Source organism: Glutamicibacter endophyticus (assembly GCF_048457885.1).
In the GTDB taxonomy this organism is placed as follows: Bacteria; Actinomycetota; Actinomycetes; order Actinomycetales; family Micrococcaceae; genus Glutamicibacter; species Glutamicibacter endophyticus.
This window is the reverse complement of record NZ_CP174200.1, coordinates 3,462,083-3,473,292: the sequence shown is the minus strand read 5'-3', so window position 1 is coordinate 3,473,292 and position 11,210 is coordinate 3,462,083. Positions and strand designations below refer to the sequence as shown.

Genomic DNA, 11,210 nt, shown 5'->3' with positions numbered 1-11,210 from the left:
GACCAACCGGCTAGTAGGATCACGGAATGGGGAGCCCCTTGTCATGAGGGGTTCCCCATTTCGCACGTTACGACCTAGGAGAGCTCAATCCATGCGAAGCACCGCGCTGCTGCGACTGACCGCGCTGATCGGCTGCACGGCCCTACTGGCCTCGTGTAGCGCCAGTGGCGAGACCAATCCGGAGCAGCCACCCGCGGCAGGTTCGGCCAGCTCGGCCAGCGTTTCCTGCTCGGACGAGAAGGCGCAGGGGTTGAGCCGGGAAATGACCAGCGGCGGCACCTGGAACATGTGCTGGTCGGTGGATCCCAAGCTCGGCATGGTGCTCTCCGATATTTCCTTCGCCCCGCCGGGGAAGGACCCCATCCCGGTGATCAGCCAGATGTCACTGGCTCAGCTCGAGGTGCCCTACGACGACGGCGGGCGCAACACCTCGGATATCACCACGGCCGGCTTCGGCGGGCCCAATATGCATTCGCTGACCGATCTGGAGTGCACCGGGCAGATTCTTGAAGCCCCGATTCCGAACATCGGCGACGGCAGCAAATACGGCAGCACACCCACCCGCCCGGTGCTCTGCAGCGATATGGTCGACGCCGGACTGTCCTACCGCTCGGCGGAGGTCGGGGAGCTGTTGGCCAAACGCAAGGACGACTGGCAACTGTCCACGGTCTCCAAGGTCGGCTGGTACGAATACATCAACCAGGTCACCTTCGGGGCCGATGGCAGCATCCGCCCCTCGCTGGGCGCCACCGGAGACCTTTCGCCGGTGGATTACTCCGATGAGAAGCACGGTTCGGCGGTCGGCCCCGAAGATAGCGATCACGCCTCGAGCCACTCGCATAACGCCGTGTGGAAGATCGACTGGGCGCTGGGCGGACAAACCGGGCAAGTCGTCGAGCAATTCGATGCCAAGGACACCGGCACCGAGGGCAAATACTCTCCCATCGTCGAGGGAAACTACACGAGAATCGACACCCCGGCCACCGCGCGCTGGAGCGATCGCCGCTGGTGGAAGGTGATGGCCCCCGAGACGCTCAACGCGGACGGGCACCCGATTTCCTACCAGATCGACATGGGCAAAACCGACAGCTTCACCTTCGTGGACGATCAGAAGCACCACGAGGGCGAGACCGGTTACGACGTCGCATTCACCAATGCCGACGACTGCCAGATCTACGCCACCTACAACCGTGGACGCTGCGGCCGCGGCGTGGTGGACTATGTCAAGAAGCAAAAGGGACAGCCCCTGGATGACGTGGTGTCTTGGGTCGCGGTCGGGTACCACCACGTGCCGCGCGATGAAGAACAGTCGCCCATGGAGGTGCACTGGCAGGGGTTCACGATGGTCCCGCGGGATCTGACCGCAACTCGTATCGATCCGCCGGAGGGTCGAGAAAACTTGAACGGAAAACCCGAGAACTGGGACGGACAAATGCCACCAGAAAGATAAACTGGTAGCTATCGCACTTAAGACCGGGGGAAACTGATGGCCGAACCAACGAAGGTCCTACTGGTCGACGACCAGCCGCTGTTGCGCATGGGGTTTCGACTCATCCTCGAGGGCGAGCCCGATATGCTCATCGTCGGGGAGGCCGCGGACGGGTTGGAGGCGTTGACCCAAACCGATGCCCTGCGCCCGGATGTGGTGCTGATGGATGTGCGCATGCCGAAAATGGACGGTATCGAGGCCACAGAGCGGATCGCCGGGAGCCATCCGGATACCAAGATCATCATTCTGACCACCTTCGATCTCGACGAGTACGCCTTTGCCGGGCTTCAGGCCGGAGCCAGCGCCTTCCTGCTCAAGGACGTCGCCCCGGAAGAGCTCGTTTCGGCGGTGCGTTTGGTGGCTTCCGGCGACGCGGTGGTGGCACCCCGGGTGACCGCACGTCTGCTGGAAACCTACGTGCGCAACGGCGCCGAACAGCAGAGCGCCAAACCCGAGCCCACGGAACGCGACCCGTTGCTCGATGACCTCACCCCGCGCGAGCTCGAGGTGCTGCGCGCGTTGGCTGAGGGGCTCTCCAATGCCGAGATCGCGCACCGTTTCTTCCTCTCCGAGGCCACCGTTAAAACCCACGTACGGCGGATCCTGACCAAGTTGCATTTGCGCGACCGGGTGCAGGCAGTGGTGTACGCCTATGAAACCGGGCTGGTCATTCCCTCCCAGGGCCTGGATTACTAGGCTGGGAAGTATGAGCATGCGGCCGTTGAACGACTTTGACGACACCCAGTGCAGTTACTTGCTGCGCACCATCGAGTTGGCCGCCGAGGCGCTCGAGGACGGCGATGAGCCCTTCGGGTCGGTGCTCGTCGATCCGTCGGGCCTGGTGCTGTTCGAGGATCGTAATCGGGTCAAGGACGGTAACCACACCCGCCACCCGGAATTGGAGATCGCCCGCTGGGCGGGGGAGAACCTCGACGCCGAGCAACGCGCGGCTTGCACCGTGTACACCTCGGGGGAGCACTGCCCCATGTGCGCCGCCGCCCACGCCTGGGTGGGCCTTGGTCCCATCGTCTACGTGGCCGGAACCCATGAACTGCAGCAATGGCACGCGGAATGGGGCCTTGCCGCTGGCCCTGTCCGCCCGTTGAGCATTGATCAGGTCACCACGGGGTTGTCCGTTTCCGGTCCGGTCCCCGAACTGCTGCCCAAGGTGCGGGCGTTGCACGCCCAACTTCACGGCATCGACGAGCCCTAAACGCCGGGATCGCCGGCACGACTCGGGTTGGCGCCGGCCGCCCAGTAAGCTGGAACACAGTCAACGTCCACTACCGTAGACCCGATTACACGAGGAAGTGACCCACCTTCATGGCATTTGCCGCAGCCCTGGCACACATCTCTGACCTGGCCGACTATGTCGCCGCATCCCCTTCCAGCTACCACGCCGCGGACAGCGCCGCGCGCCGTCTCCAAGCCGCAGGCTTCACCGCATTGGACGAGGCGCAGGCCTGGCAACTGGCCCCCGGCGGGTACTACGTGGTGCGTGATGGTGCCATCATCGCCTGGGTGCAACCCGAGGGAGCAACTGCCAGCGCGGGATTCCATATCCTCGGTGCCCACACCGATTCGCCGGGGTTCAAGCTCAAGCCTAAGCCGACCACCGGTGCCCACGGCTGGTGGCAGGCCGGGGTGGAAGTCTATGGCGGGCCACTTTTGAACTCTTGGTTAGATCGTGAACTGGTGCTCGCCGGACGCTTGGTTTTGCGCGATGGCAGCACCCACCTGACCTGCACCGAGCCGCTGCTGCGCATCCCACAGCTGGCTATCCACCTAGATCGGGCGGTAAATGACGGCCTGAAACTGGATCGACAGACCCACACGAACCCGATCTTCGGGGCCGGAGACCTGGCCGATGCCGACATTCTCGGTGAATTGGCTGCGGCCGCCGGGGTCGCCGCCGACCAGGTGGCGGGCTATGACGTGCTGACCGCGCCGGCCCAGCGTGGCGAGGTTTTCGGTGTCGGCAAGGAATTCTATGCCGGTTCTCGCCTAGATAATCTCAGCAGTGTGCACGCCGGGCTGATTGCCCTGCTCAACTACGCGCGCGACCCGCAGGGCGGGCGAATTGCGATGCTTGCCGCCTTCGATCATGAAGAGCTTGGCTCGGAATCGCGCTCCGGCGCCTGCGGACCCTTCCTTGAAGAGGTGCTCGGACGGATCCAGGCGTCGCTAGGGGCCGGAGTGGAAGACAGCGCACGCGCCATGGCCAATTCGCTGTGCCTCTCGGCCGATGCTGGACATGCGGTGCACCCGAACTATCCGGAACGCCACGATCCGGCTAACCGTCCGATGCTCAACGCCGGTCCGCTGCTGAAGATCAACGGCAATCAGCGCTACGCGACCGACGCCGTGGGTGCCGCCGCCTTCGCCGGCTGGTGCGAACAGGCCGAGGTTCCCTATCAGGAATTCGTGTCGAATAACCAGGTGCCCTGCGGCTCGACCATCGGCCCGTTGACCGCGACCCGTCTCGGAATCCGCACCGTGGATGTCGGGGTGCCGCTACTGTCCATGCACTCGGCCCGCGAGATGTGCGGAGTCGATGACCCCTGGTACCTGGCCCGAGTGGCCGAGGTCTTCTTCGCGAACTAAGTAACCGCGCGACCCCCCGGGGCCCAATCTCGTGTTGGGACCCGGGGGTTGGGCAACTGAAGCTCGTAATATATCAGCACAGAGCTCTATGGGTGGATCGTGGGCGATACATAGTAGGGGGATGACGAGCTTTAAAGTACGCGGGACCATCGCGCAGACCGTTGGCGAACTACCCAAGGTCGGCCTGCCGGCTCCCGATTTCGAATTGACCACCGCCGAGCTGGAGGAGGTCACCAAGGCTTCGCTGTCGGGCCGGCGCGTAGTGCTGAACATCTTTCCGTCCGTCGACACCGGTGTGTGCGCCGCCTCGGTGCGCCGCTTCAACGAGCTGGCGGCAGACCTAGCTGACACCACCGTGCTTTGCGTGTCCATGGACCTTCCCTTTGCCCTGGGGCGTTTCTGCGGGGCCGAGGGACTTGAGAATGTCGTCGTTGCCTCGGCATTCCGCTCGAGCTTCGGCGACGACTTTGGGGTCACGCAGGCCAACGGACCCTTGGCCGGGCTATTTGCTCGGGCCATTGTGGTGCTCGATGAGCAGGGGATTGTGCTGCATACTCAGATTAACGAGGATCTCCACGTGGAACCGGACTACTCCGCCGCGCTGGCCAGCCTCTAATCACTTCCCCGGCCGGACCGCCTACCGAAGCCGCGCGTTGGCTAGAACCGGCAGTCCGGTCCGAGCTGCATCCACCTGCTCCGGATCGATCGTCACTATCCTCATCCCTGGCTTTACGCCTAGGTCTTCGATGACTTCCCCGAGTGGAGAGATCAGTGCACTGTGCCCCACACCCAGAGGCACTCCGGGTGGAACATCCTGCTCGACCGAGTAAGGGTCGGCTTGATCTACGGCCGCCACAAACGTTGTGCTATCCATCGCCCGGGCGCGCGTTGCAAGTTGCCACTGCTCGGCCTTGCCCGGACCCGAGGCCCACGACGCACAAACGATATTGACCAGTGCTTCGGCCTGCGCATGTCGGAAGAATAACTCAGGGAAGCGCACGTCGTAGCAAGTAGCGACGCCGAAAGTGATCCCGTTGAGCGTGAATTGCACCGGTAGGCTACCGGCGGTGACGGATTCGGATTCGCGGTACCCGAAGGCATCGTAGAGATGAATCTTGTCGTAATGAGCTTCGATGCCGCCACCGGTAATTAGCAAGGTGTTGCGTACGCGATTCTGCTCACCCGGGGTGAACATGCCGACCACGACGGTGACTTGGTGTTCCTCGGCGATTCGCCGCACCGTGTTTGCCCATGGCCCGTCAAGGTGCTCAGCGACAGCAGTTAGGTCATTGCCGAATGCGCACATGGTTGCCTCGGGGAACACTACAAGCTCTGCTCCCTGTGCAGCGGCAGTCGACACGTGATCGCGAATGAGGTCCAGATTGTCAGCCGGATCGGGGCTGCTGAGGATCTGTGCCAAAGCGATTTTCATGGACACTCCTTTAATGGATGCGGTATCTTCACTAATTTCTGATGTGCGTATGGGGCGCGCCAGGAAGTCTCCCGACGCGCCCCGCATGAGGCCGGTGGTGGCTAGAAAAGCCAGGGAGCCTTCTCGTGGTGGAAGTCTTCGAAGGTTCCGAATTTGCCGGCGTTAAAGGCTAGCCCGCTACCATCACGGTCGCGGCTAGCGGTGACCTGACCGAAAAAGACCTGATGATCGCCGATATCGTACTGATTGACAACTTCACACTCGAGCTGGCTAAGTGCTTCACCGATCACTGGTAGTCCGCCGGGCGTGGCGTCGAAGTTCCCAACTTCAAAGCGTGCTCCGCCACGGGTAGCGAACTGTCGGGCAACGGCCTCCTGTTTGGCGCCGAGAATCGAGACCGCGAAGCGACCGCCAGCACGGATGGCATCCCCGGTCCGAGTATCGAAGTTCAGCGAGATCATTAGGATCGGCGGTTCCAGACTGATAGAAGTCAGTGAGTTGATAGTCATGCCCGATCCCTCACCCTCGTGTTCGGTGGTAACCACCGCGACGCCAGTGAGGAATCGTCCCATGGCCTGACGCATGTCCAGTGGCGCGGGTACCGCAAAGTCGGTATTCAGTGCCATGGCCTAATCCTCCTTCGAGTAGTAGCGCACCTCGAACATCTTCGCTCCATTCTCGGAGACCCACGGTCCGTGTTCCATTCCTGGCGGACGGGTCGCCCAGTCGCCTGCCTTGAAAGTCTGCCCTAGGCGCTGATCCACGAATGAACCCTCGAAGATGTAGACCTCTTCCCAGAAATCGTGGCGTAGTGGACCGTTAGGAGAAGTATCGGTGCCGGGCTCGAACTTCAGGATGCGGGTCACCGCATCACTTGAGTCGTCGCGAGCCAAGATGGCTTCGGAAAGCCCTTCGATATGTGGGTTGCAATCCGTAAATTCAACACGGGAGACCGGGCCGAATTCGTATTCTGGTTTTGCCATGATGGATCTCCTTAAGCGTTGCTGGCCGAGGTGGCTGGTTCGTGGCTGTAGCTGGCAAGGAATTCGTCGAGCTCCGCTACGTGCTTCTCATATCCGTAGTTGCGGAAGGTGTACGCACCTTTGACGACGAAGGGAGCGCCAGCGTAGAACATCTCGTACTGTTGGTGACGGCCTGCGAATTCAGTGCCGATGATGTCCCATGCCAAGCGGAAAAGCTTGATGCGTTCCTCGCTAGATACGTTGGGTGAAGCGATGTAGCGTCGTACGTCGTCGCGCGTCACATCGCTGTGCAAATCATTGACTCCCGAAGGAAGTTGCAGGACACCGCCCCCGACAAGGTCGCGGAGGATTTCGATAACCTTCGGATAGATCTCCGACTGCAGGCCCATGGTTCCGTACAGAGCACGTTTTCCGGGGACCAGCATGCCGGCGTCGTCACTTGTGGCAGTGTATTCGGCAGCAAGCAGCGCGGATTCGACCGAAGAGATCGTCGCAGCCAGCTCGCCCAACTTTTCCTGCACGCCTGGAATCTTTTCGGTCCCGTTGACCTGAGTGATCTTGCGGGCCACGGCACCGATGAACTGCAACTTGACGGTTAGGCGTGTCTGCGCCTGCCAGTTGCCTAAGGCATGCGCGCCCGTATCGAAGAACTGGCGGCGCAACTTTTCAGTATCACGGTCGATAAAGACGCGGTCCCACGGAACGAGTACATCGTCGAAGATCACCAAGGAGTCCGGCTCGTCGTAGTTGCTGGTCAACGGGTAGTCGAACTCACTAGATGCCTGCGGCGCGAAAGGACGCCGGCAGAGGAGTTTCAGTCCCTTGGTGTCCACCGGAAGAGCGAAGGAAACGGCAAAGTCCTGATCGTCGGCTCCGAGCGGCTTAATGCAAGTGACGAAGACTTCGTCAGCGATGGCAGCTCCCGTGGCGAGCATCTGCGAACCGCGCACGATGAGACCTTCTGCGGTTTCACCGACCACGCCGACTTGGATGTAATCACCTTCCCAGCCCGATGCCGTGGTGGCGCGGGAGTACTGCGGCGGAATAATGGCGTAGGAGACGTAGAGATTCTCGCGCAGAATGCGCTCGTAGTACCGGCGAATGTTGCCAGCGAAGTCGCGCTCGGGGTGTTCGAAAACATCCGCGTGGGAACCGAACGCCGCGAAGAAAGTTCCTACGTGATCCGGGCTACGGCCGACCCAACCGTGGGTGTGCTTTGCCCAGCGTTCCACCGCTACACGACGAGCCTTGAGCTGTTCGGGGGTACGTGGTGCGCTGAAAACCAAATTGGCGGTGCCATCGATTTCTTCGCTGTGGTACTGCATACCGTTGGCCGGGTCGGCGGCGATGTCATAGAGCTCGGCTACGGTCTTTGCCACATTGGCGAAGGCCGGGTGGTTCACGACGTCGTGGACTACTTCACCGTCAAGCAGGATCGTTCGGTTGTCGTTAAGCGAGGTTAAGTATTCGGCTCCGGTACGCATGTTAGTTTCCTTCCGTAATGCGATAGGTATGGGTCAGGACAGTGTTTTCGTCAAGGGTCAGTTCGAGCTTCCACACGGCGCCGTACTTGAAAGCGCCGCCAATCACCGGCAGCGTTCCACCAAGGCAGAGGAAATCCTCGAGGTTTTTGCCCTGATTCTCGAGCAGGAGCTCAATCACGTTGGCTGGCGTGCGCAGATTGGCAAGCGTGCCGTCTTGGTAGAGTTCGCCGTCCACCCAGCTACGGGCGCGTGCCCCGTCCAAAGACAAGGTGCTAAGGTCCGTGATCTCGATGACTTCGGTGCTAACGGGCTTCGGGCAGGCTGCCTTAGATTGCGGAATGTCGACGGCTTCGAGCTCGCGGTCGGTATGATCCGAGGCCAAACCCAGGAAGTACCGGCCGTTGTGGCGGATATATAGAGGTTCGACCTCACCGCTGGTGCGCTCGCCGCTAACAGTCAGCGTGCTTGCGGTGCTCAAAGAACTCGAAGGTACTGGGTAGAACATTGGCACGTGTGGCGGAGGGGCAATACCAATGGCTGCAAGTTCATCAATATGTTCTTGAACCGCGTGGGTATCCCGTCCCGTATAGCCGGCTACGATCGCCGCACAATTTTTAAGGGTGAGTGTTTCGCCGGTGCCTTTGACGGTGAAAGTCACCGTATCATCGGCGGCGCTGGGCTTCCCTATCCCTGTCGGTGTACTTACGCTGTGCATTCTTCGCTGCCTTTCGTGGGGATGTACAGAGTGGAAACGGCCAAGGAGGGTTCGACCATGATCCGCATCAGTTCTCCGAAGCCGAGTGGTTCCCGGGTAGGACTCTTGGCATCGATATCAAGGTGTATGAGCTGTGCGGACATGTCGGTACTCCTTGGTGGTCTCTCTACGTCACCCACCAACAGCCGGAATACGACTAGCTAGTTGAGCGCTGTGTTGAGACCGCTTTTCTGGTTGATTCGAGATGGCTTAGTGCGGCCTGGGCCGCTTGGTCTGGATTGCCAGCTTTGATGCCAGCGACAATGGCGCGGTGTTCGACAAGCACTGCGTCAAAACGGTCGGTGGTGGCTAGAACCGCCTGGATGCCGAGTCGTTCTTGCTTGAATCGCTGAGCGTCATACACCTGAGCGAGGGTAGAGTTTCCGGCTCCCTCAACAATGGTTCGGTGGAAGGCAATGTCGAGTTCGATAAAGGCGACGGGATCAGTGGTCTGTGCCTGTTGTTCCAAAATGGCCTCGAGGTGCGGGACCAGATCTACCCGATGTTCGGCGACTTGGCGGGTGGCCCATTCGCCGATAACCTGCCGGACTTCGAGGATTTCTTTAAGATCGGTGCCGGTTAGTGCCGGGATGTAGGCACCTTTATGAGGAACGCGCCTTAACAGTCCTTCGGCTTCGAGGCGAAGGAGAGCCTCCCGCACCGGGGTTCGTGAGACGCCGGCGGCCTCAGCGATTGCGTTTTCACTTAGGAATGCCTCCTGGTTGTAGGGTAATTCGCCGATCTGCTGCCGAAGCCAGCGGTAGGCCCGTTCCGGTGCGGTGATCTGCGAGTTGTGCATGATGCTCATGGCATGTCCTTCGACTAAGGAGGGTTAGCTGTCGAAGTGACCATACCAACCTTTTAGGCATCCAGATCCGTGAGCTTGATGTTCTTCGTTTCTCTGGCGCAGGCTACCGAGATGATGGAAATCAAGCCCATGACGGCAAGGTAGATACCGATAGCCAGACCTGTTCCAAACGCCTCATAAAGGGCCAGAGCAATGACAGGTGACAGTGCGCCGGCAATCAGTGAGGCGATGTTGTACGAGACCGAGGTGCCCGAGTAGCGAACTTCCGTGGGGAACAGCTCCGAAAAGAAGGCTCCGATGACGGAGGAGTAGGCGGCGAAGATCAGTAGCCCACCCACCGCAGCAAGGGTAATCAAGCCGGGACTCTTGGTGTCTAATAAGGCGAAGAAGGCGAATCCCCAGAGAACTGTTGCCGCCGACGCAGCGAACAAGACAGGCTTGCGGCCAATCCGATCGGCGAGGATTGCCATGAGGGGGATCGCTACGATGGCGACTCCTTGACCGACCATTACAGCGCTAAGACCGATTCCGCGCTCCATTTTGAGGATCTCAGTGACATAGGTGATCAGGAAGAGGGAGTAAATATAGAATCCGGCATTTTCGCCCATTCGCGAGCCAGCAGCGATGAGGATTTGTCGCCAATTACCGCGGAGCAACTGAGCTAGGGGCATACGTCGATGTTGCACACCGGCCGCGGCCTGACGCGCCTGGGATTCTTTGAACAAGGGTGTTTCTTCGACGTAAAGGCGCAAGATCAGACCGATGATGACGAGCACGGCGGAAAGACCAAAAGCGATTCGCCAGCCCCAGGAAAGGAATGCTTCGGGAGTCAGGGTGGCTGATAGGAGAGCCAGTACACCGGCCGCCATCAGATTGCCCATGGGTGGGCCCACGTTGGGCCAAGATGCCCAAAAAGCCCGGCGAGAACTGTCATTGGAGTACTCGGAAACCAGCAAGACCGCCCCGCCCCACTCGCCGCCAAGCGCGAATCCCTGTACGAGCCGCATTAGCAAGAGCAAGATTGGCGCCCAGACGCCGATCGTTTCGTATGTGGGAATGAGGGCAATTAATGCGGTGGATACGCCCATCAGCATCAAGCTGGAAATCAGTGTGGCTCGACGCCCCTTGCGGTCGCCGAGGTGCCCAAGCACGATCGCACCCAATGGGCGGGCTAGGAAGCCAGCCGCAAAGGTGCCGAGTGCGAGCATAGTGCTCACAAAGGGGTCGCCGGTTGGGAAATATAGCTGGTTGAAGACCAAGGCAGCAGCGGTGCCGTAAAGAAAAAAGTCGTACCATTCGACGGCCGTGCCTGCGAGAGACGAGGCTGCAACCGTAGGCAGTGAAGTGTGTTTCTTCACTGTTGCAGTCGTAGAGACTTTGCTCATGGTGACTCCTGAAAAGTGGAAGAGGTAGCGATGAAATCCCGGGGTGACTGTCGTCACTTCAACACTGTAGACGGGTTGTATACAACTTGTCTACAGTTAATTTCCGGGACGCTCCGGTTCAACCGCGCGCCACTCGGCCTCTTTGTGGAACCCATGCTTCCCGGGGATTGGGTTGGTCTTGGCGCCAACCTCGGCCGCGACCTGTTCGTTTGGGTCAGTGGTGCTGTGAGGCTTGACACAGCTTGGTGCTGACCGTTCTAATTGAACCTTG

The 11,210-nt window shown here is 60.3% G+C and carries 12 protein-coding genes; 5 read left to right on the top strand and 7 right to left on the bottom strand.

What is annotated here, in order from left to right; genetic code table 11:
- The first annotated feature begins 91 nt into the window (after window positions 1–91).
- The 5 genes from ACJD00_RS16180 to tpx all read left to right on the top strand — a co-directional run bounded on the left by ACJD00_RS16180 (window position 92) and on the right by tpx (window position 4,709).
- Window positions 92–1,450, top strand: coding sequence for a copper amine oxidase (locus ACJD00_RS16180; RefSeq protein ID WP_418907913.1), 1,359 nt, complete (start codon window positions 92–94; stop codon window positions 1,448–1,450).
- A gap of 36 nt (window positions 1,451–1,486) precedes the next feature.
- On the top strand, window positions 1,487–2,185 hold the full coding sequence (locus ACJD00_RS16175; RefSeq protein WP_418907912.1) for a response regulator: 699 nt from the start codon (window positions 1,487–1,489) through the stop codon (window positions 2,183–2,185).
- 10 nt (window positions 2,186–2,195) lie between these two features.
- Window positions 2,196–2,702: a nucleoside deaminase gene (locus ACJD00_RS16170; RefSeq protein WP_418907911.1), complete on the top strand. Its 507-nt coding sequence runs from the start codon at window positions 2,196–2,198 to the stop codon at window positions 2,700–2,702.
- A gap of 110 nt (window positions 2,703–2,812) precedes the next feature.
- Window positions 2,813–4,093: a M18 family aminopeptidase gene (locus ACJD00_RS16165; RefSeq protein ID WP_418907910.1), complete on the top strand. Its 1,281-nt coding sequence runs from the start codon at window positions 2,813–2,815 to the stop codon at window positions 4,091–4,093.
- Window positions 4,094–4,214: 121 nt separating this feature from the next.
- Window positions 4,215–4,709 carry a thiol peroxidase gene (gene tpx / locus ACJD00_RS16160; RefSeq protein ID WP_418907909.1) on the top strand — a complete coding sequence of 165 codons (495 nt, stop codon included), beginning with the start codon at window positions 4,215–4,217 and terminating at the stop codon, window positions 4,707–4,709.
- A gap of 21 nt (window positions 4,710–4,730) precedes the next feature.
- Here the strand turns inward: tpx and ACJD00_RS16155 are convergent, their stop codons facing one another.
- From ACJD00_RS16155 to ACJD00_RS16125, 7 genes are all read right to left on the bottom strand, one after another.
- Complete coding sequence (locus tag ACJD00_RS16155) at window positions 4,731–5,525, bottom strand: carbon-nitrogen hydrolase family protein (protein ID WP_418907908.1); 795 nt, start codon at window positions 5,523–5,525, stop codon at window positions 4,731–4,733.
- A 101-nt stretch (window positions 5,526–5,626) separates the two neighbouring features.
- Entirely contained in the window at window positions 5,627–6,151 is a 525-nt protein-coding gene (locus ACJD00_RS16150; protein ID WP_309410369.1) for a flavin reductase family protein, read from the bottom strand.
- A gap of 3 nt (window positions 6,152–6,154) precedes the next feature.
- The gene (locus ACJD00_RS16145) at window positions 6,155–6,508 is read right to left on the bottom strand and encodes a cupin domain-containing protein (RefSeq protein WP_309410370.1); all 354 of its coding nucleotides are present in this window, start codon (window positions 6,506–6,508) and stop codon (window positions 6,155–6,157) included.
- A gap of 11 nt (window positions 6,509–6,519) precedes the next feature.
- Window positions 6,520–7,992 (bottom strand): 4-hydroxyphenylacetate 3-hydroxylase family protein, encoded by a 1,473-nt coding sequence (locus tag ACJD00_RS16140; protein ID WP_418907907.1) that lies wholly within the window; start codon window positions 7,990–7,992, stop codon window positions 6,520–6,522.
- 1 nt (window position 7,993) lies between these two features.
- Window positions 7,994–8,650, bottom strand: coding sequence for a DUF2848 family protein (locus tag ACJD00_RS16135; protein ID WP_418907906.1), 657 nt, complete (start codon window positions 8,648–8,650; stop codon window positions 7,994–7,996).
- Between the two features lie 253 nt (window positions 8,651–8,903).
- On the bottom strand, window positions 8,904–9,554 hold the full coding sequence (locus tag ACJD00_RS16130) for a GntR family transcriptional regulator (RefSeq protein ID WP_418907905.1): 651 nt from the start codon (window positions 9,552–9,554) through the stop codon (window positions 8,904–8,906).
- A 53-nt stretch (window positions 9,555–9,607) separates the two neighbouring features.
- Entirely contained in the window at window positions 9,608–10,996 is a 1,389-nt protein-coding gene (locus ACJD00_RS16125) for an MFS transporter (RefSeq protein ID WP_418907904.1), read from the bottom strand.
- Window positions 10,997–11,210: the final 214 nt, after the last annotated feature.